Below are 20049 nucleotides of genomic sequence, written 5' to 3'. Positions count from 1 at the left end.
GGCCACTAACGCCAAGCGGTGCTCCACAATTTTGGCTTCATGCGCCAACACATCTCGGTGCGCCGTGGCCACTTTTTCAAGTAATGTCACCTGCTCGGTTACATTGGCAACCCCCTGCGCTACGCGCCGCTGAGAACGCGCCTCTAATGAGAGGTACAGCCCCATTAATCGATAAGCATAATTGCGATCCGCTAAAGCTTGAGTAAAGCCTGCGACAGAAGTGGCCGTTGAGGTACGGCGTTGGTATTCCCATTGCCGTTCGCGTGATTGTTCCGTCGAAGAGTAGAGCGGCATTTTGCCGACAATACCAATATAGTGCTCAGAAATTTCCGGCCAATCATCACTGCTGTATTCATCAAGATTGGTTTTCATACCCGCAACCAAATTCAAATCTAACTTAAATTTGCTCTTCTCTGGGTAGCAACTCAATACGGTTTGAAAAATACGGTCAGGGTCAATCTGAGGTGCCGGTTTTAACGCTGGAGTAGGGGTGTTGTAATGAGGAGAACTGCCTTTTAGTGTTGGCAACTCAAACGGTTTGATTTCCGGTGCTGGCACCGTTGGTTCTTGCCAAGGGGTTTCAATCCCCCAATCCGCTGCCATTGCATCGCCATAAGCCCAGATCAAGGTAATGAAAACAGCAAAGCTAATCAGCACGGGTTGATCTCCGTCCACTGCCAAGCATCTGCAAACCGCCAATCACCGCGCCCGCTTCCCATGCACCGGCCACCACGCACATTGCCACCATAAACCAGATCAACGCTTTGGTGGTGTCATAACTCACGTCACTTTCTAAATTGGTTCGCTGTGGGTCTCGTCGTTCAACGATAGGGCGAATGGAAGGGGGCAAGCGACCTTCTTCACTACTGGTCATCAACCAAATTTTTGCTGAGAGTAAACATTTCCTCGCGACTTGAGCTTTTCGCCCCGTCAACTTATGCGCGTCATCGATAAAAAGTAAGGACTGGGTTTCCATTAAATAATCGCCCAATAAGTCTGCCTTCTGCTGCAAGTTGAGTTTATGCCAGATCACCATTTGGCTATCGTCTCCACAGCGTTTTGCATACCATTGTTCGATTCCTTTCACTTCGACCCAACTAGACAGAGGCATCAGCCCTTCTAGCAAAACTGGCTGAGATTTTCGTCCCCATATTTCGTGCCGACTCTCTCTCAAACGCGTTAACCAACGACTCTTCCCCGAATCGTGCGCACCTGTGATGAGCTGGCACTGTTTACGGCGCAAGCTGGTTTCCTTTCGATCACGACTAGGCGCAAACCGGCGCGGTGCATCAACCACCAAGGGCGTCACGTACCGAGCGCCATCTTTGCGAGTTCTATTGTGATCCGTTCGTAGTTTCAAAAATCGCATAGTGTCTTGTCCTCAACTCCACCATACGCCTCACGCCACGGAAAAAAAGCGCCGTTTTTCAGCTTGGGGTCTAGCGTCAAATCCAATGCAACTGCGTTGTTTATTGTTAAGAGTTCAGCCCAAAATGCGCACGGTTCCCCGCTGTTAATTCTGCGCGACAGAAAAAAAATTAAATCAAAAGTAAGGGGTAAATAAATGATGATAGGGATGATAAAAAAGAAGGATAGGGAGGTGCACAAAAGTAACGACCGTTTATTTCGCCCATAAGGGGTCTAAGACGGGGCTGGGTGATGCAACACAAAAGCGTTAGCGTCAACCCAAGATCCGACTCTCTATTTGATGTTGGTTTTTCAATATAATGCATTATCAGGTGCGTATTTACGTGACAGATTAGTTAAGGCTGGGCATAGTCACACGGCTCGCCGCACCGCTGCAGGTTGAGGCGTTACTCTCTTCCCTTTCCTAGACTGGTCTGTGTACCAACTAAATCAACCTAACAGCCAGGCATCACTTGTTAACCCGTTTATCAATTGTCCACACAACACCATTGGTCAATCGCGTCCCCCGTAAGACGGCATTACATTGTCACTTACTCTTATTTCATTTAGACAAGCCTAAATGCCACCCATTTATTTCACGTCGCTGGCGTCTGATCCCGCAACGACCAAGTGAGTAAGTCACTCAATTATTTTGCTTCGTTAAGCGTTCCTCAAAAAAAAGAAGGTCTCTTTGAACGTATAACGGGGGACATATTGGCGACAAAACGGAAACGGCGAGATCCGATCCACAGAGAAAGATCTGATCTTAACAATCTTATGAATTGCATTTATCTAAGACAAACCGTGTGCGTCACAACATAGATAACAAAATTTAGGTGCTCTACTGCATTTCTCACCTAAATGATGTCATAATAAGCCTAGATTTTGTTAGGTGTAACCGTGATGAGTGAAGAAGAATATTACTACCCAGTCGTGAGCGACAATCTACCCAAACATATTAAGAAAGGGCATCAACTGGTTTTCAGTCGACAGGATTTGTCGGCACGAGAGGCTGATATGTTTGCACTGATGATCGCCCACATGAAAACATCCGATTGGGAAACCAGCACCCCTCATTACGAGTTTACCTCGCATCAACTTTCTGAATGGCTCGGCCTTGAATCAAAGCACATTGGCAGCAACTTAAGCCCCGTCGCCAACCGCTTAGCAAGCCGTAAAATTGGCATCAAAGTCGAAACCCAAAAAGGGGATATCGAATTTGATTACCGCCCTTTATTCAAGCATATCGCCTATAAGAACAGTGTCTTAACCATGGTGCCAAACGATATGCTAAAACCCGAGTACATTGAATATAACCAAGGCTTTGCGTTGATCAATACGCGCAATTTCTTTGATGTTAAAAAAGAATACTCCAAACGTCTGTATGAACTCCTTAGCCGCTTTAAAGACAAAGGCTATGAAATGCATCAGCAAAAAATCGATGAGCTAAAAGGGGTATTTGGTCTTCTCGATGAAGCAGGAAAACTGAAGAAAGACAAAATCTCATTCAAAAATAACAGTGTGTTCATGAAACGCTGTGTTCGTGAAAGCATCAAAGAACTCTCAGAGCATCCGCAAATAAGTAAAGAACTGCTCTTCTTAGAGAGCGACAAAGGTGACAAAGGCTTCGAGCTGATCAAAAAAGGCAAAACCATCACGGGGATAAAATTCATCTTCCGTTGGTTAAAACTCGGCACGATTGATGAACTAAACCAACATGATGCGATGAAGACCATCAAAGAATTAGAGATAAAACGGCTACAAAATAATGTACGCCTTAGCGATGTTGAACTTGAAACCTTAGCGATCGCTTACCGTTATATCGGTAAAGATGAACTGGCGTTAAAAGTAGAAGAAAGCTTGTCTAAGCGCCATCTCCAGCAAGATAGCCAAGAATCCGAAGACAGCCAACAAGCTCTCGATTCTTTACTGGAGAAAATCGATACTTTGTCAGAACTCAGCGATAATCCCGATTACTAAAAGTGACACAATCTAGGTATTTCACTCTCAAAAATGACAGAAATTAGGTTACACCCGTGATAGATGACACATTTTAGGTCTAGAACCCAGTTTAAAGCCTAAAATGTGTTGGTTACCGATGAGGTAACGCCTCACGAGCCTAATAAATGTCACTTAATGGCTGAGTAAACCTAAAAATCGTCATCTAATACCAATCAACACCTAAAATGTGTCATCTATATACCTAATAAGTGATCATAAACACCTAAAATGTGTCATCTATACACCTAATAAGTGATCATATAAGCCTAAAATAGGATCATGAACACCTAAAATGTGTTATTTATACACCTAAAATAGGATCATATCCGGTGTTTTTTTCTATTAAAAACAAATAGTTACACACCCTATAGATCTTATAGTATTTATAGGTTTAATAGTAATAATAGATATATATAGATCTTTATAGTCATTGTGGATAACTGGAAAATCAAAGATTTACTCAGTTTCCCACAATCGCCAACAAGCTTTTCTTTTTTTTCTGATCACATTTCAAAGCAAACCATACTCTCTTCCTAAGCAAGATTGCTATAACCAATCTCAATCACAAAAGGAAAATGTATGAGCAACTATGCCTATTTAAGAGTCTCATCAGATAGCCAGGATGTCGCCAACCAAAAACACGGCATTTATGAATATTGCAATAAGTTCGGCATTGCTGACTTACAGTTTGTAGAAGATGTGGTGACCGGCAAAAAGAAATGGCATGAACGTAAACTTGGCAATCTGATAGAAGGCATGGGTGCAGGGGATAAGCTGATCTTTGCTGAAGTAAGCCGAATTGCACGCTCAACACTGCAAGTATTGGAAGTGCTTGAAGTGTGTATGGATAAAGGCATTAATGTTTATATCGCCAAACAGAACATGCAGCTCGATGGCTCCATGCAAGCACGCATTACCGCCACCGTTCTTGGGTTGGCAGCTGAAATCGAGCGAGAGTTTATCTCGATGCGCACCAAAGAAGCCCTAGCCGCGAGAAAGAAAGACGGCATGATCCTCGGCAGGCCAAAAGGTCAAGCGGAAAAATTAAAGCTAGACCCAAAACGCGACCAAATAGAGAAGTACCTCAAGTTGGGGTTAGGCATACGCCCAACCGCCAAACTGATAGATGAAGCACCTAGTACACTAAGGGATTACATCAAACGTAAAAAGTTGAGTTCTGGCACTCAAAAAACTGAAAGAACTCGCTAAGCTTTAGCAAATAACTTTTTTTGCAGGGCTAGGTTCATGAAAAGATCATTTGAAAAATGGATGATTACGCAAGAACAGAAAAAACCAAATACGGCATACCAATATGCTCAATCGATAAACAAAGTCTCCAACCATTATTCAACTTACTCACAGCAAAATGTAGATCTATTTCGTCTGCTTGATATTGAGTTATTACGTTCGATAAAGGAAGACTACTCCCTAAATGGGCGGTTTAGTGATTTTGGTAGTAAAGGTAACGGTACAATCAGAAACGCCGTTGCTACTTTCTATCGTTATCGCAAGGAGTGGGAGATGGGCTCTGACTCTGAAGATTTGTTAATTACCTCTGTTGAAGATGAAGAAGAACCAATTAATTCTGATGATAATACGGTATTCAATTTTTCGTATGAGAGAGACTTACAGTCTTCCATGATACTGCAAGTAGAGTCCCTTTTTCCGGGCTATCAGATTTATGGAGAAGGCACTTTAGAAGGTGTTGAGTATTGTATCAATGGCAAACGAATAGACTTACTTTTAGAACATCAAGTATCAAAAGAGTTACTTGCTGTAGAGCTTAAAGCTGGCACTGCTGATTTTAAGGTGTTTGGGCAAATAGCGATGTATTTAGCTTTGCTAGCAGAGAAGTTTCCTGAAACTGAGAGTAAAGGAGTTATCGTCTGTGGTGAAGTTGACTACTCGCTCGCGATGGCTTGTAAGATGAGTGATAAGGTTTCTTTAAAAACATATGAAATGCTATTAGTGCTTAATGATTATAACTAACCATGTCCATAAAGGTGTAACTTTATGGACATAGCTCTCAGCGATTCACAAAACTGTTCAAATAGTCTTTCAAGTAGCAACTGAACATGTACACTAATGTGAAGCTATCTTAATGTTCAACTTAAGGCTCATTTGATGAAAATCGGCTACGCGCGTGTCAGCACCCAAGAACAAAACCTCAATGTTCAGTTAGAACAACTCAATGCCATTGGCTGTGAAAAAATTTACCAAGAACAAGCCAGCGGTAAATCGTCAGACCGAGAGCAGCTGAATAATTTGTTAGAGTTTGCGCGAGAAGGGGACGTTATTCACGTCACCAAAGTGGACCGCATTGCGCGTAACACCATTGATGCCTTACAAATCGCCGATCGGTTAGCGGAAAAAAATGCCGGCTTGGTGTTTCATGACTTAGGGGATCTGGATATCAACAGCGATGTTGGCCGAGTCATTTACACCACCATTTCCGCCTTCGCGGAAATGGAAAGAAAACGCATCTTACAGCGCTGTAACGAGGGTAGGGAGCGCGCCAGAGCCGAAGGAAGGCACCTCGGCCGATTTCCTGATAAGACGCTTCACCAACGCATTCAAGAGCTTGCAGGCGAAGGAATGAACAAGCATGCGATCAGCAAAGAGCTTGGGTGTAGCCGAACGACGGTGTATAAGGTTTTAGACCAGTAGCACTCACGTTGATTTGATTATTTTCCTTATTCAAATCATAATATGATTAGAATAGATGAGATTATCGAATCATATTGTCGTAAGAATAGGGTGCTCGAATGTGGATCTGGCAACAACAACACTGGCCAACGTTTACCTGGGATAACACGGTTATCGAACCACGCTTGCGTGACGTTCGCTTAAAACAGGGGATTTTGCTTGGTAAAATGACCAGCCAATCGCAAGATGCCACCGAAACTATGCTCGATACCTTGCTGGCGAACATTGTTCATTCGAGTGCAATCGAAGGTGAGAAGCTCAATGCGTTTTCAGTGCGTTCCTCACTAGCCAATAAGCTCGGGATCAGCGAAGAGCGCCCATTTCCGACCACCGAGCAGACCGATGGCTTAGCTGAAATCATGCTTGATGCGGTCGAAAACTTAGAAACCCCCCTTACACTCGACCGTATCCTTCATTGGCATGACCGACTATTTCCAACTGGTTACACTATGTTTAACCCCGTGATTGGCGGTCAGTTACGCGGTGACGCACCAATGCAAGTCGTGTCTGGTCGAATTGATCGCCCAGTGGTGCACTTTGAAGCTCCGCAACGGGCAATACTTGATGGCGAGTTAGCGCAATTTGTCGCGTGGTTTAATACATCTAAACAAGATGTATCTTTTGACCCATTATTACGAGCGGCGATCACCCATTTATGGTTTGTGACACTGCACCCATTAGATGATGGTAATGGACGGATCACCCGATTGCTGACAGATTTAGCCCTGGCGCAAGCTGAGCAACAATCGGTGCGTTTTTATGCCATGTCAGTGGGTATATTGGCCAATCGTAAAAGTTATTACGAGATCTTAGAGCAAACCCAAAAAGGTGGGATGGATATAACACCTTGGCTGGAATGGTTTTTTAATACTCTGGAACAAACTTTTGCAGAAGCACTTAAGGAGATAGACCAGACCGTTTATAAAACCAATTTTTGGCGTCATGTCGATCAAACAAAACTGTTGGCAGAGCAAGTAAAAGTGCTCAATCGCATGTTAGATGGCGACTTTGAAGATGGTATTAATACTGGTCAGTACCATAAAGTGGCGAAAGTGAGTAAGCCGACGGCGACGCGACATTTAGCGACGTTGGTTGAGTTGAAATGCCTTGTGAAATCCGACTCTGGAGGTCGTAGCACGCGTTACCACCTGCCGACGGATTAGCGCTGAAAACCACAGAGAAAAAAGGTGGCCTTGCTAACCACTCCAGCCTAAACTTGCCACTACTCAGTGGTGAACACGAAAACGCATGTAATAGGCTAAGCTCGTGACGCTACGCGACACAGCCCATCACATAAACGTCATCACCACTCAGGCGGCTACGCTTAGTCTTCCGTAGCAAGGCCGCTGAAAAGATCTCTTACCTTGAAGAGCAGCCAACCCCATCCCCCAAGCTTGGGGCTTGCAGTTCAAATTCAACATAATGTGGAATAATGCGCAATTGCACGTGCTTATCGTCAGCAAGCTGCCGAGCACTGAGCAACTACAGGCATTATTGGACATTATGTGTAAATTTTTCACCACCGCACTGGTAAGGCGTGCTCTAGTGCAGCCAGCCAAGCTGGCATTTTTGATCTGCCTTGCCTGAAAACCGGCAAAGCAGGGTAGGAGTGGGCGCATCAAAACACAAACGGCGAGTTTCCATGCGCCATCGTTTCGTATTTCGCCTAGGGTTGTGTCACTTGCGGCAGTTTTTTTGTTGCCCGTGCCGGTCAATCCATAAAATACACCAGTTGTTTTATGGGCTCCCACCACATCCCCCGCCCACCCAATGCTGCGCCCCGTTCTTTGGGGAAATGAGCGCAGCGGTTATGGTGAGTCTTTATGCTTAACCGGCTTTATCACTTGTTAGTTAATAGCGCAGCGGTGGTCGTGTCGTGGTGGGTTTTAGTTATCTTAGTTAGACTGGCAAAGGTCTAAACTAAGTCCCCTTTAATCCGTTCCCAATTCATAAACTACAGGGGTAGGAAAGAGTAATTCCAAATCACTTTTGTTAATTTTGAACAGAGGACCTTTTTCGCTTACGCGTCCTTTGGCATTTCGTTTTATCAAGTGATCCATAGTAATTACACCAGACTGGATGAGGGGCATCAGTTGGCTCATGATTGGCGAGCGTGTATGCGTCACTCGCTTGAGTTGGAAATATTCAACACCATTAATAACTTCGCTTGTAGCCTCTACCCAAAACGTTTCAGCATGTTTTTCTTTCAAGCGATGTCTCAGTAAGTCTCCAGGCCATACGGCAACAAGATCGGCATTGTTGTACCATTCTTGGAGTTCATCTTTCGTTTGATCATAGATAAAGCGTAATCCCTGCGAGTTTTCTCTCTTTGTTGATATGGTGCAGTACAACTTAAAGTCATCGCCTCGCTCGTATCCATATTTATTAAGTATTTCAGCACTCTTTTTACAAGGACTATTTTCCCAATCAGCGACTTGTGCAAATAGAGTCGTTCTGGTTTTCGCTCCTCGACCAGATTTAATCTCGATCCCTTTATAATCAGGCTGTTTACTTGAATTGGCGTTAATGTCTAACTTCGCTTCTAAAGTAAAACCAATAGCAGTATCACCGGAACGCATTGATGCAAAAGGTGCCTTCGCTAACACTTTTAGCTTTTTAAGTAGCTCATCAGCAACGCTGTTGTATTCAGTTTGTACATACGAGAAGAAATTTTTTATATGAGAGGCTTCTCTTGCTAAAGATGCTTCAAGCTCGATATCACTCAGGTTGAGAAGGTAAGGATTTGCATCGTGAATAACGATTGCAATTTGGTCGCCCGCCTTAGCAAAGTTTGATAGTCCACGAAACCACATTCGAGGGTCGCCTTTTTTAGTTTTTGGTCTATAAAAACTCGCCGTCGATTTCGTAGTTGAGTGGTCATTCAAGAAAACCGCATCTGTTTGAATTTTATGCTCAGGTCCTTGACCTTGTTCCCAGTAAAAATGGAATCGTTCAATTTCAAAATGTGTTCGAACAGGTTGAGTTGCATCTAAGATGGATTTTTTAAGACCGGTTATAGTTGGCTCAAAAATTGAGAACTCTACCCCGAGCTTGGTTAACTGTTTCTTGTTTTCTGATATGCGTTTTTTTAGATCAAAAGGAAGCTCTTCTACCCGTTCGTGATCAAGTTCGTCATAGTCATGGTCACTCATGATTACATCATCATAAGCTACGAATTCAGTTGTTGGAGGGGGAGTTGCTAGGTCAGCATGGTCATTTTTTTTAAGTTCATTTTGGAAGGCTTCCCAGCTATTGAAGCCAAAAGTATTGCTGATCACTCTTAGTGCTTCGGTATGTGTTATACCGAGCTCTTTCTTCAATTTCTTAGCGCGTTGCTTGATTCTTTCTACGCTAGGTAGATTGGTGTTAGGTGTATTCATCATGGACCCTAAAGTTTATATGTGCCGTTAATAGAAACATTGGGTTCGCAGATGCGTTCTTGAGTAGGTTCCCCAAATCAACCTGAATTTGGCATCCATAAAAGTGGGGCACAGGGACCACCTAAACGAATGTCTAGGCAGATAAATAGCGGAGGGTTGTTTGAATTGAGTTGCCCGCAACTGCAAATAAACACCAACACGAAGGCTGATTTATCTACAGAGAGGACCTGAAGGGGTCTTTACAATGCAAGCGGGCTTCTCTCGTAAGCCTTAATAAACAATACATTACATTATATCTGTGAGTCAAATTGCTTATATCAAGAGGAATTATTGAGGATTTAGGTTAATTAACCCTGGACTTTTTCAGTCGCTTTGAATAGAATCCATGCCATTACTATCAAAGAGTGAAACTTCTGTGAATCATATCGAACTATTTTCTGGCTGCGGAGGTCTGTCATTAGGTCTCAAACATTGTGGTTATGAGTTAACTTTGGCGAATGAATTGTCCCCAATGGCAGCTGAATCATTTGCTTATAATTTTCTGGATGAGAATTTAGAAGAGTTAGCTAACAATGGTGAAAAACCGGTTCGTACAATTTGGCTTAACAGTAATTTTGATAGCTTAAAAAAGCGTCTTCGTGAAAATCCATTTACCTATCCAGCCATTACCTCGGACAACGGTTTTTCTGATTTGCCAGAAAATCTGGAGGATATACAGGGTAAATTGGTTGTTGGAAGTATTGTTGAATTAAATAACCTATTGGATTTGAACCCTCAGTTAGTTGATATGCTAAGAACCAGTTTTGGTCATGAAAGAGGGTTAGATTTGGTTTCTGGTGGTCCTCCATGCCAAAGTTTTAGTATGGCAGGGTTGCGTGAGAGGCATAGCGACAAGAATACACTTCCTTGGGAGTTCGCAAAGTTTGTTGCTCATACTCAACCTAAAATTGCTTTACTTGAAAACGTAACGGGTATCTTACGAGCTTTTAAAGACGAGGATGGGTCGTCTTTCCATGCTTGGTATGAAGTAGCGAAAGCCTTCGCTGGAATTGGTTATGTACCTCTTTGCTTGCATATCAATGCTCGTTATGTCGGCATTGCTCAAAATCGTCCTAGATTCATAATGATAGCGGTTCGCCACGATCATTATCAAATGTTAGCGGCTCAGTTTGCTGTGGGGTCACCTAATGAACAGTTGTTTTCCCAGCCATATGATTTTTATAATTTAGTTCAAGAGCATGGAAGTTTGCTTCCATTTGGGCATTTAGATTATTTTGATGTGAATGACGCGAGTGATCGTGCTTTGTTGGCTCAATCTTTTTTAGCTGATCTTGTTAATAATGATACGGTCAGTGTCTTAGAAGCATTAGATGATTTAAAGCAGAATAATCCATCAGAAGCATCTGCGTTTGTACAAGAACTAAACGCGACATTTAACCTTCTTCCTCAACGTCGTGGGATACAAAACCATGAATTGAGAAATAATGGAGAGGTTGTTCAGCGCCGTTTTAGGTTATATCAAGTATTGAGTGATATTGATGATCGTGCGGTTACGAAAGCTATTTTTGCAGTGTTGCGTGGAGAAAGTACCAGTTTGCCTGATGGCGTTTGGGCTCAATGCCGTCAATATCATTATCTGCAAACTGCCGGCACACTTGCTTTTTTCGATCAAGAGATTGATTTCATAGAGTATTTACAAGCACATCCTACTAGAAAACAGACACAAAAAGCGTTAATCGCTAATTCGCCGGCTCCAGCTGCGTTGTCTATACCTGATGATGCATGTCACTACGATGAGCATGAGTTACGCGTATTGACTGTACGAGAAATGGCGCGGATCCAATCTTTCCCTGATAACTTCGTGTTCCGATCGAAAGTTACGACTGGCGGTCAAATGCGTAAATTTGAAGTCCCGCAATATACTCAAGTTGGTAACGCCGTTCCTCCGTTACTAGGATTGCGATTAGGTGAATGTATAGCTCGTTTACTTTAGTTATATAAAGGAAGGTAAAGCAACTTATCTTCCTTTATTACAAATACATAAGTAATGTTACGATTCTTTGTCTGCTACATCTAAACGCATTTTTAAACACTCCATTTCTAATTGGATTTTTTCTGCTTTTAGTGCGTTATATTCACGAATTGACATAATTACAGCGACTGGTGTGCCATATTTTTTTATTTCAATCGGTTCATGCTGAGCTTGCTCGATAAGTGACTTGAATTGTGACGCCGCAACGTTAGTAGTTATAGATTTCATAAGTGTCTCCCTGAAACTATGTTAACTATTAACGTCATGGCGAACAATGTTCTTTTGTTGTGCTAAGGGGGTTTATCCCCTCTTCACACCAGTCGATTATGGTAATCAAACCAGCTTAACATTCGTCGCGCATGGTGATTTCCCTTGTTGCTTTGACGCTCGTTGAAAGCTCACGGCCTGGTTCTTTTTAATGTTCTTCCACTGCGCACTGCTGAGTAAATCGCCTTTCTTAAAGTAAAACTCTTGCCCGTTATGTATTAAGAACGCAAAGTTGTTCCCTTTTGCCGGCGTGGCTTTAATTTTACCTTCATCATAGGCGAGGCGAACAAAACAGCGGTCTTCCTGCTCACTATCAATAATCAGTTGCTCGGAGCAATTCTTGATTAGCTTTTTCAAAGAAGCGTAACCGTAAGTTCGGGAGTCAAACGCACTATCTAGCTGTTTGATTTTGGTACCGAGATCACCGAGGTATACGTTGTCACCGTCTCCAACGAGTTGCCAATAGGCTTTCAAAAGTAACGGCTCAAGCGCACTGCCGTTCTCTTCGGTTTCGTCTTTTGGCTCTTCGTCATCTTGGTTTAAGTTCTCGACATAAACAAAGTTATGGCAAGCATTACGAAAGTGTTCTGGCGTATGTTTTTGCCCGATTGCCATGACATGCAGCCCTTTCTCTCTTACGCGCTGCGCTAAACCGGCAAAACCCCCATCACTACTAACGATACAAATGGCATTGATGCGTTCATTGGTACAAATCAGCTCAATGGCATCCATGATTAGCGCATGGTCTGCCGCATCTTTCGATATGTGAAATTGTTGCTTTGGACTAGAGGCGGTTTCACGCACCACCCCTTCCCAGCCTTTGTTTGCTTGGTTGGTCCAATCGGCATAAATCCATTTAATAGCAATGCTGCCTTTACTGCTGACCTCACCAAGTACATCCATGTATTTTTTCGCTTGCGCGTTCTCGCCATCAACCAAGATGGCGAAATTGAGACTAGGTAGCATAATCATTCCTTTAGTAAACGACTCTTGCGGTTGAGGTGGTATAACCCATTTCCATTAGGTGTTGCTTCCAATTTTGTTGCTCTTCTTCATTTAAGATCGGTTTTACATACTCTAAAAGCGCATCAAGCGTGGCGAATTCTTTAAGAACGAAGAAATGCTTTTTATGATCATATTGATAAGTCCCATGAACCAACGCTAAACGTTGGCTATGCAAACAGAATAGATCTAAGGTGTAACCCGTCTCACCGACTTCTTTTTTAAACCAAGGCTCTTGTTTGGCTAAGGAAGGCTCGCCGCCATGTGAATAATCGTCATCAACTGTGGTTGGTGTGCTGAGTACGTACCTACCACAGAGGTGAATCTCTTCCGTCTTTATATCGAATATTAGTGAGTTAACGTATTGCTCAAATAGCTCTTGTGCGGGCTCATCTATATTAATTTTTTTATATCGATCCCAGTAATCTTGCGTTTCAACTTCTACGTTTATCGCGTAGTGTTTCTGTTGCTTGAAGATCATTTCGCACAGTTTAGTTATTTCCGCTTCTTTGAGTTCACCTTGTAAGTTTTTTTCTATTGTTAAAGGAAAAGCACTTTGCTCAAACTTATTAAGTGGGCTGCGTTGTTGTAAAGCAGTCGTAACGGCTTCATCTCTCTCTGCTTGAAAAGCCGCAAGTTTTTCCACTACGTCGTTTTTTTGTTGCTCGAGTTCTGCCAATAGATTCTGTTCAGTAAGTTGTGGGTATAAATCTAAAATCTTCGTTTTCAGACCAGAAAATCTGTTTTGGTGTCGGTTATTCAGCTCTGGACTCGCGAGCTTGTTACTGACTAATAGCTGCTGGCTCTCTTCATCAAGTTGAGCGTATGTGGGGTTATCATTAAGCAGTTTAGCGACCGCTCGTTGGTACTCTTCTTCTACGTTTTTATTCTCTTCCAACTCTTGTTCCATCAAAGGTTGGGTCTCGGACACTTGTTGAATAAATTTATCCAAACGGAGATGCTCTTCTTGAAGCAATTGCTCTTGTTGCTCAAACTCTTCGATAACCTCTTGTTGAATGTTATCCCACAATGCCGTTTGCAAAGCATTCGGTGAGCATCTGGCTCTTTTGGCGAGCATCTGAATTTCCCAGTTTTCCGGGAGAGTCAGGCTGACTTTATCGACAATATTACAAGCGTAAAATTCATGCCCAGGTCCTGTTGGGGATAGCTGTCTAATCAGTGGCATGATTTGTTGTAGCGTAGCTTTTCCATCACCATGCTTCCAACCAGACACTACAGGCTGTGACACACCACAGCTGGTCGCTATTTTCTCTTGGTTCCAGCCACGCTCTTCCGCTAATAAGATAACTTCTTGAGTGTGTGGGTGTCGGTCATCAACAGGTTGATGTGGATAGAGCAACTCATCTATATTATCGGTACGACTTGCTATTCTAAGAAGAGCCTTCTTCTGAATACGGTTAAAATCTCGTTCCTGTTTACTATTTTTACCTGTCATTTTTGCCTCTCAATCGTCAATTTGTAAGTGCCTGTTTTAACTATACTTTTGCACTATTCCCTGTAAGTTTCAAGCGATCGGGAAATAAATTTTTACTTATAAATCACCTATTAATACCAATTAAAATACCTATATTTAAATTTAGCAAAAAACACTATTAATCGCGTAATATTGGTCAAATTATTCGAATCAGAGAGCAAATAATCCATTTTATCGCCAACTATTCAGTTCCTTATCGCCCTCGGGTAAAAAAGATTCTTTTCTAGTATTTGTCTTATATATTTAGCCTATAAAAAACCTATAAACTCATATTTTCCTATTCAAGTCTAAGTTTGCACTCACTCCCTCATTTTTCACTGTTAACCTCAAAAATTAAGGGATATACTATTTCTAATTCCTTTATGGAGATAGAAATGGATACCCAACACACCACTCAGGACTTTCAACACCTTAAACAAGGTGCGGATGACTACATCAAACGCCGTAACTTACGTTTACTCGCCAATCACCGCAAAGAACTGCGCAATTACACGCGTGCAGAAGCCTCGGCTTACCTTGGTATTGACGCCAAAACGCTAGACAAATACGTTGCAGCGGCTGATATCGACCCGCGTCGACATGAAGACTCACAATGGTCGATTGATATTGCTGAGATGTATCGTGTGCGTGACTTGTTGCCGGAAGCTCTGCGTAAAGAGCCTAAGTTTGTGCGTAGCGATAAACAGCAAGCACAAGTGATGGTGATCCAAAACCAAAAAGGTGGTGTGGGTAAAACAGTCTCTGCCGCGACTATAGCGTCAGGTCTTGCGACTGAATTTCACCAAGAGTACCGCATTGGTCTGATTGATATGGACGGCCAGGCGACACTGTCAATGTACTACGCACCAGAGGCCGAGCAAGAAGGCAATCTGTCGGTTGGTGACTTGATGATGCGTAACTTCGACCTAGATGAAGGAGAAACCTTTGAACAAGTCGTCAGTGAAGCCTTTTTAGAAACCACGGTACCTAACCTACGTATTCTACCTGCAGCGCAAAGTGATCGCGCAATGGAAGGTTGGTTTCACGAGCATGTTTTCAGCCACCAACTGCCCTCCCCTTACTCACTACTGAGCGATATCATTGATAGCGTAAAGCATGAGTTTGATATCATCATTATTGATACGCCGCCATCACTTGGCTACGCCACATTTAACGCGTACTTTGCGGCTACATCTGTGGTATTCCCGCTTTCTATTACTGAAAATGATATCGACGCGACGTGCTCGTACTTCAGCTACATTCCTCAAGTTTGGGCGCTACTCGAGAACGCCAATCACCCCGGTTATGACTTTATGAAAATATTGCTCACCAACCACCGTGACAGCTCAACTACCACCGAGTTGATGAACAACTTGTACGACTATTTTGGCCCGTACTTATACTCGAAAGAGTTCAAACACAGCGAAGCGATCCGTCAGGCTTCATCATTGCTTTCTACCGTGTTTGATATGTCTAAAAGTGAGTACCCAAAGAGCAAAGCAACTTTCCAATCTGCGCAGCAAAATGGCTATGAAGTGACGAGCCAGATCTTGCGCGATATTCTCAACGTCTGGCGCGAGCAGGAGCAAGCATAATGGCAAAAAAACGCGGCGGCAGCCCTCTTGGTAATGCACCCGGTTCAATCGAAGCGCAGCAATCTGCCGCAAGAACCAATTTAGAGTCTTTAACTAAACAGCTTTCGGCGGAAATTGAGAAAGCAGGTGAACAGGTAGGCAGTTACCTACAAAAGCAATTTGGCATTGAAGCGGTCGGTCAAAACGTAGTGTGGCAACTGGCTTCTGGTCAAACGGCTACTTTTAACGAAGTGACATTGTCACACAAACAGGTTCGAGACAATACACTAGTAACCTTCGATGTTAATGGCAGAGATCAGTCGATGCTGACCGCAGAATCGTTGGAAGACTTAAACTCGCTTGAGTTTCAGCAGTTCTACCCAGCCGTTGGGCGAGAAGTTGATGGCAAAATTGATGTGCTTGACGGCTCTCGTCGCCGAGCGTGGTTTTTGCTACAGCAAGGCCGTGTAAAAACGTTCCGCATTCTTGTCACCCAAGATGACATCTCAATTACTGATGCAAAAGCACTGGCAAAGCAGCTGCAAACGGCCAAAGAGCATAACCAGCGCGAGATCGGCTTGCAGTGCAAAACCATCATGGAAAGTGGCGAATGCACCCAAGAGGAAGTGGCACAAATTCTAGGCATTAGCCGCCAAGCAGTTGGTCGCGCGTTAAAAGCCGCAAGTATTGACGCTAAGCTCATTGCCCTATTCCCAGTGGTGAATGAGCTATCTCATACCGACTATGCCGTACTGGCAAAAGTAATGAACGTCTTTGCGAATGACAGTAAAAAGCTCAGCAGTTTCATTCAAAAAGTGGCGGGGAAAGTTGTCAATGCTCAGCCTGAGCAAAGCCAAGAAGAACTTAAAGATTCGCTGATTGCTTCAATTAAATCCGAACTAAAAATCGCCGAAGCAAAACAAGAGAAAGACACTGCAGCAGTGACTCCCCTCGCCCAGTTCGACAGCAAAGGCATGTTCGCGCGCAAGAAGGTGAAAGGTCGCAATTTCTCGTATGAATTCGGTCGATTATCTAAAGAGCTACAAGCTGAGTTGGATAAAGCGATTGCCGATGTGTTGAAAAATCATCAGTAAGCCCTTCCCTTTTAAGCAAAAACGCCAGCTAGTTAGCTGGCGTTTTTGTACGACGATACTCGAATATTACTCAAGAATGTATCTACATCAACTTCTTTATAATTCAAATAATAGATAATTATCGATTACCTATTATTATGGACAATTTATCATGGGCGATGTTATTCAATTATTCCTTGGTGTTGTAATAATTGGTTCTATTGTCTTGATAAGCTGGGCATATCTAAGTATTCATATTTTAAACATAAGGAACACTATAAATAATAAGTTACTAAAAATTTGCAATTGTAACGGTTTCAGCAAGAAAGAATTTGCCGTCTATTGGGTATGCAGTGATATTTTACTCATCTCACCACTGCTTTACGAATTCACAGATATTAATCATAAAGCAAGTTACTTATCATTTATATTGACAATAATATCCATTACTCTCTGCTTTAGTATTTTTTGGTTATATCAACGCGGGATTAATAGAAACACATTACTAGCCGTTCTATCCGCCATACTCGGCGGCGCTGCAATCGTCACAATACAAAGCATAAATTTACTTATCAACGTCTTATCTCACTTCATTCATAGCCCTAAATATGAAGGTGAACCTTCCTACCTCCCTATCATTCCATATTAAAAGTGTGATTCTGTTCTAATAAGTACAAAATACGGCAAATTATTTTATCCGTTGATACATCCCATTGTTAGATTAGTACATGAACTATACAAACAATCTGAACTAAAAATATGCATACATTAACTCTATATACTCAACCATCATTCATATCTCGTGAAAACGACGACTATTGTGTAAAAGTATTATTTAAAGCAGAACAGGATCCCAACTTAGCAGATCTTCCTCCATCTAATGTGAGAGATAGTCCGGGTGTTATCACAATAAAAATCCCTTACCTTTTTAAAGAAGACAGTGAGTATTTAAACAATCAATTACTTGCAGAAGCTGAAATTCTTGCTGCTTCTGTCGCTGTATCATCAAAAAGTATCAATGCCTTCAACGTAAAAAAAGGACCTCAGCTTACATCACTTGAAGTGCGCTACTCTCAAGAGCTTTCTTTCTATCTCGCTACCGAGAAGAACACACCGGCAGAACTTGGGGTTAATATATCTCTTAAGCAGGCATCTGTATTGACTCATGCATTCTTATTAGGGGCTACTTATACTCATGACAAACCGGAGCCTAGTTGGTTAAGCGATGTTGTGTATACGAGCTATCAAACAGACCAAGATGAAATCAAACGTCAACAAGCCGTCGAAATTGATGGTGTTTACTTTCTTCCAATCAAGAGAGCTGTTATTGGCTATTTAGCTCTTCCTATGGTTCAAAAAAACAACATTACGCGCCCTTATATTGCATTCTGCAACCATCTGAAGAAAGCTGCTGGTGATGGTAATTTTAGTGCAGCTAATAAACAGTTAAAAAATGACATTATAGATTCACGAATTCGCACTATGTATTATGCCAATGGTGTAAAAATGATTATGAGTTATCATAAGGATGACCCTAATCAAATAGAAACGATCATCGAAACACAACCTGCCTACAGTGAAGATACCTATAAAGAATACGAAGGTCTTTATGAAGTAAATTTAGCACGCCTTAATCAGCTCTATAGAAACAGCTAATTTATTGGCAAAAGCCTGCCTAACAAGATGAAAATTTAGCTAGAGGAATTTATGGAAGCGTCTGAATTATTCAAAACTCTTGGTGAGTTGATCAAGCCTGGCTCGGTTATTTTAGGTGTAATGGTCTTAATTCAGTGTTTACACAAAATCTTGGACTCCAGCCGAGTGTACAAAATCAAACAACTTGAGCTTTTACACAACTGCATGAAAGACCTTAGCAATATTGGCAGCGCTTACACCATAGAAAAGCTACTTGAAAGAACGTACAAGGTTCATATCTCGTATGACCAAGCCATGGTCATGATGGCGCACCCACAAAGACAAAAGCTGTTTGACTTATATAAAGCGTCTTATCAATATCTCACCTTTTATGACGGGCAGTTCTCGCTCCTTCCTAAATACAGATCTAAGCAAGCCATTTGTATTGAGAAGCACAAATACGATCTCTTGAAAGCGTTCAAATACTATGGTTCATCCTTCGTAGGAGCGATATTGTTCATTATTGCTTTTAAGGTGTTTTATACTGCAGGTCTGTTTAAAACTCTCTTTTTTACGTTCAACATCATTTGGTTTATTGGTTGTATTGTGTTGGGTAGTTTTTTGTTGCTCCTTGCAATTAAAAGCCTTATTGACCCTACCAACATCAAACATACTCAGAAGTTTCTAGAACACTTTGATAATGGCAAAGTCACAAGAAAGGTCACGTGGGCGTACTAATCTATATCACATGTAATCCAAGTCCCCGTTCTAAATTCAGCCATAAAAGTTGTCAATGCTCAGGCTGAGCATTGACAACTTTTAGCCTAATTAAATCAGCCTGAAGCGATTAGTTTTCCACTCCAAAGCATCGATAAGTCCTTTGTCATACATGCCTGACCAATCGTAGAAAAATGGCGCAAAGCCTTGCCCTCCGGTTAAGTGAGCCAATGCAATGCAGACCAAAACAACCCCAGCCGCGATGGCGTACTCTATTGGGTCGCCGGTGCGAAAGCGCCCACCAAAAAGATGAAAGCGCCTGTCACTGTATGGCGAAAATGGCACGCCAGATACTGTCATCGCATCGGTGAGAATGTGGCTCACCCCACCCCATGCGAATGCCATTCCTATGCCTTGATAATCCCAAATAAAGGACGTGGCGAGTGCCGCGGTTAACCAGTGGGTAAAGATATGGGTTACGCCACGATGTTTAATGCGTTTACCGCTGAGTTTAAACACAAACTCCAACCAATCTGGCGCCGTCGCGCCGGCAATACAAATCGGCACATGAGGTGGTGAAATTACCGCGCACACGGCACCGGCAATCAAACCATGGTTTAGCCACTTCAAGGAACGGCCACCTCGGGTGCCTTAGGTAAGTAAGCCAGTTGCTGCAAATAGCGGTTCACTTGATCGCTATATGTGTCTTCACACAAGGCCACTAACGCCAAGCGGTGCTCCACAATTTTGGCTTCATGCGCCAACACATCTCGGTGCGCCG

At 42.6% G+C, this 20049-nt stretch carries 17 protein-coding genes; 10 read left to right on the top strand and 7 right to left on the bottom strand.

Translation table 11 applies throughout. The features are described from left to right. Together H2O73_RS19760 and H2O73_RS19755 are read right to left on the bottom strand one after the other, a co-directional pair. Positions 1 to 603, bottom strand: a 603-nt coding sequence (locus H2O73_RS19760) for a hypothetical protein (RefSeq protein WP_182110648.1), incomplete at its 3' end; no start/stop codon positions are given. 43 nt (positions 604 to 646) lie between these two features. Continuing rightward, on the bottom strand, positions 647 to 1369 hold the full coding sequence (locus H2O73_RS19755; protein ID WP_182110647.1) for a hypothetical protein: 723 nt from the start codon (positions 1367 to 1369) through the stop codon (positions 647 to 649). Positions 1370 to 2310: 941 nt separating this feature from the next. Between H2O73_RS19755 and H2O73_RS19750 the strand changes: the two genes are divergently transcribed. From H2O73_RS19750 to H2O73_RS19730, 5 genes are all read left to right on the top strand, one after another. Then, the gene (locus H2O73_RS19750; RefSeq protein ID WP_182110646.1) at positions 2311 to 3387 is read left to right on the top strand and encodes a replication initiation protein; all 1077 of its coding nucleotides are present in this window, start codon (positions 2311 to 2313) and stop codon (positions 3385 to 3387) included. 600 nt (positions 3388 to 3987) lie between these two features. Beyond that, the gene (locus tag H2O73_RS19745) at positions 3988 to 4617 is read left to right on the top strand and encodes a recombinase family protein (RefSeq protein ID WP_182110645.1); all 630 of its coding nucleotides are present in this window, start codon (positions 3988 to 3990) and stop codon (positions 4615 to 4617) included. Positions 4618 to 4653: 36 nt separating this feature from the next. Further along, positions 4654 to 5397: a PDDEXK family nuclease gene (locus tag H2O73_RS19740; RefSeq protein WP_182110644.1), complete on the top strand. Its 744-nt coding sequence runs from the start codon at positions 4654 to 4656 to the stop codon at positions 5395 to 5397. Positions 5398 to 5532: 135 nt separating this feature from the next. Further along, positions 5533 to 6075, top strand: coding sequence for a recombinase family protein (locus H2O73_RS19735; protein WP_182110643.1), 543 nt, complete (start codon positions 5533 to 5535; stop codon positions 6073 to 6075). Between the two features lie 98 nt (positions 6076 to 6173). Next, positions 6174 to 7277, top strand: a complete 1104-nt coding sequence (locus H2O73_RS19730; RefSeq protein WP_182110642.1) for a Fic family protein — start codon at positions 6174 to 6176, stop codon at positions 7275 to 7277. 768 nt (positions 7278 to 8045) lie between these two features. On the opposite strand, the gene H2O73_RS19725 is transcribed toward H2O73_RS19730, so the two are convergent. Beyond that, entirely contained in the window at positions 8046 to 9494 is a 1449-nt protein-coding gene (locus H2O73_RS19725) for an MvaI/BcnI family restriction endonuclease (protein WP_182110641.1), read from the bottom strand. A gap of 415 nt (positions 9495 to 9909) precedes the next feature. Here H2O73_RS19725 and H2O73_RS19720 point away from each other — a divergent pair, with 415 nt between their 5' ends. Beyond that, positions 9910 to 11487: a DNA cytosine methyltransferase gene (locus tag H2O73_RS19720; RefSeq protein WP_182110640.1), complete on the top strand. Its 1578-nt coding sequence runs from the start codon at positions 9910 to 9912 to the stop codon at positions 11485 to 11487. 57 nt (positions 11488 to 11544) lie between these two features. Here the strand turns inward: H2O73_RS19720 and H2O73_RS19715 are convergent, their stop codons facing one another. From H2O73_RS19715 to H2O73_RS19705, 3 genes are all read right to left on the bottom strand, one after another. Further along, the gene (locus tag H2O73_RS19715; RefSeq protein WP_182110639.1) at positions 11545 to 11754 is read right to left on the bottom strand and encodes a type II toxin-antitoxin system Phd/YefM family antitoxin; all 210 of its coding nucleotides are present in this window, start codon (positions 11752 to 11754) and stop codon (positions 11545 to 11547) included. Between the two features lie 105 nt (positions 11755 to 11859). Then, entirely contained in the window at positions 11860 to 12759 is a 900-nt protein-coding gene (locus tag H2O73_RS19710) for an NYN domain-containing protein (RefSeq protein WP_182110638.1), read from the bottom strand. A 10-nt stretch (positions 12760 to 12769) separates the two neighbouring features. Next, entirely contained in the window at positions 12770 to 14251 is a 1482-nt protein-coding gene (locus H2O73_RS19705; RefSeq protein WP_182110637.1) for a hypothetical protein, read from the bottom strand. A 413-nt stretch (positions 14252 to 14664) separates the two neighbouring features. Between H2O73_RS19705 and H2O73_RS19700 the strand changes: the two genes are divergently transcribed. The 4 genes from H2O73_RS19700 to H2O73_RS19685 all read left to right on the top strand — a co-directional run bounded on the left by H2O73_RS19700 (position 14665) and on the right by H2O73_RS19685 (position 19289). Beyond that, positions 14665 to 15864, top strand: a complete 1200-nt coding sequence (locus H2O73_RS19700; protein ID WP_182110636.1) for a ParA family protein — start codon at positions 14665 to 14667, stop codon at positions 15862 to 15864. Continuing rightward, positions 15864 to 16937, top strand: a complete 1074-nt coding sequence (locus H2O73_RS19695) for a ParB family protein (RefSeq protein WP_182110635.1) — start codon at positions 15864 to 15866, stop codon at positions 16935 to 16937. Before H2O73_RS19700 ends, H2O73_RS19695 begins: the two co-directional genes overlap by 1 nt. A 738-nt stretch (positions 16938 to 17675) precedes the next feature. Beyond that, a complete protein-coding gene (locus H2O73_RS19690; protein WP_182110634.1) occupies positions 17676 to 18572 on the top strand; it encodes a hypothetical protein in 897 nt (298 codons plus the stop codon). A gap of 51 nt (positions 18573 to 18623) precedes the next feature. Further along, on the top strand, positions 18624 to 19289 hold the full coding sequence (locus H2O73_RS19685; RefSeq protein ID WP_182110633.1) for a hypothetical protein: 666 nt from the start codon (positions 18624 to 18626) through the stop codon (positions 19287 to 19289). 90 nt (positions 19290 to 19379) lie between these two features. On the opposite strand, the gene H2O73_RS19680 is transcribed toward H2O73_RS19685, so the two are convergent. Then, complete coding sequence (locus H2O73_RS19680; RefSeq protein WP_182110632.1) at positions 19380 to 19898, bottom strand: metal-dependent hydrolase; 519 nt, start codon at positions 19896 to 19898, stop codon at positions 19380 to 19382. Positions 19899 to 20049 lie beyond the last annotated feature (151 nt).

It is taken from the genome of Vibrio marinisediminis (genome assembly GCF_014050145.1).
Taxonomy (GTDB): domain Bacteria; phylum Pseudomonadota; class Gammaproteobacteria; order Enterobacterales; family Vibrionaceae; genus Vibrio; species Vibrio marinisediminis.
This window is presented reverse-complemented; position numbering and strand designations above follow the sequence as displayed.

Excerpts from the sequence above, each read along its gene's own strand:
- H2O73_RS19755 (WP_182110647.1), bottom strand. The coding sequence starts at position 1,369 with ATGCGATTTTTGAAACTACGAACGGATCACAATAGAACTCGCAAAGAT.
- H2O73_RS19750 (WP_182110646.1), top strand. The coding sequence starts at position 2,311 with ATGAGTGAAGAAGAATATTACTACCCAGTCGTGAGCGACAATCTACCC.
- H2O73_RS19745 (WP_182110645.1), top strand. The coding sequence starts at position 3,988 with ATGAGCAACTATGCCTATTTAAGAGTCTCATCAGATAGCCAGGATGTC.
- H2O73_RS19740 (WP_182110644.1), top strand. The coding sequence starts at position 4,654 with ATGAAAAGATCATTTGAAAAATGGATGATTACGCAAGAACAGAAAAAA.
- H2O73_RS19735 (WP_182110643.1), top strand. The coding sequence starts at position 5,533 with ATGAAAATCGGCTACGCGCGTGTCAGCACCCAAGAACAAAACCTCAAT.
- H2O73_RS19730 (WP_182110642.1), top strand. The coding sequence starts at position 6,174 with ATGTGGATCTGGCAACAACAACACTGGCCAACGTTTACCTGGGATAAC.
- H2O73_RS19725 (WP_182110641.1), bottom strand. The coding sequence starts at position 9,494 with ATGAATACACCTAACACCAATCTACCTAGCGTAGAAAGAATCAAGCAA.
- H2O73_RS19715 (WP_182110639.1), bottom strand. The coding sequence starts at position 11,754 with ATGAAATCTATAACTACTAACGTTGCGGCGTCACAATTCAAGTCACTT.
- H2O73_RS19710 (WP_182110638.1), bottom strand. The coding sequence starts at position 12,759 with ATGCTACCTAGTCTCAATTTCGCCATCTTGGTTGATGGCGAGAACGCG.
- H2O73_RS19705 (WP_182110637.1), bottom strand. The coding sequence starts at position 14,251 with ATGACAGGTAAAAATAGTAAACAGGAACGAGATTTTAACCGTATTCAG.
- H2O73_RS19700 (WP_182110636.1), top strand. The coding sequence starts at position 14,665 with ATGGATACCCAACACACCACTCAGGACTTTCAACACCTTAAACAAGGT.
- H2O73_RS19695 (WP_182110635.1), top strand. The coding sequence starts at position 15,864 with ATGGCAAAAAAACGCGGCGGCAGCCCTCTTGGTAATGCACCCGGTTCA.
- H2O73_RS19690 (WP_182110634.1), top strand. The coding sequence starts at position 17,676 with ATGCATACATTAACTCTATATACTCAACCATCATTCATATCTCGTGAA.
- H2O73_RS19685 (WP_182110633.1), top strand. The coding sequence starts at position 18,624 with ATGGAAGCGTCTGAATTATTCAAAACTCTTGGTGAGTTGATCAAGCCT.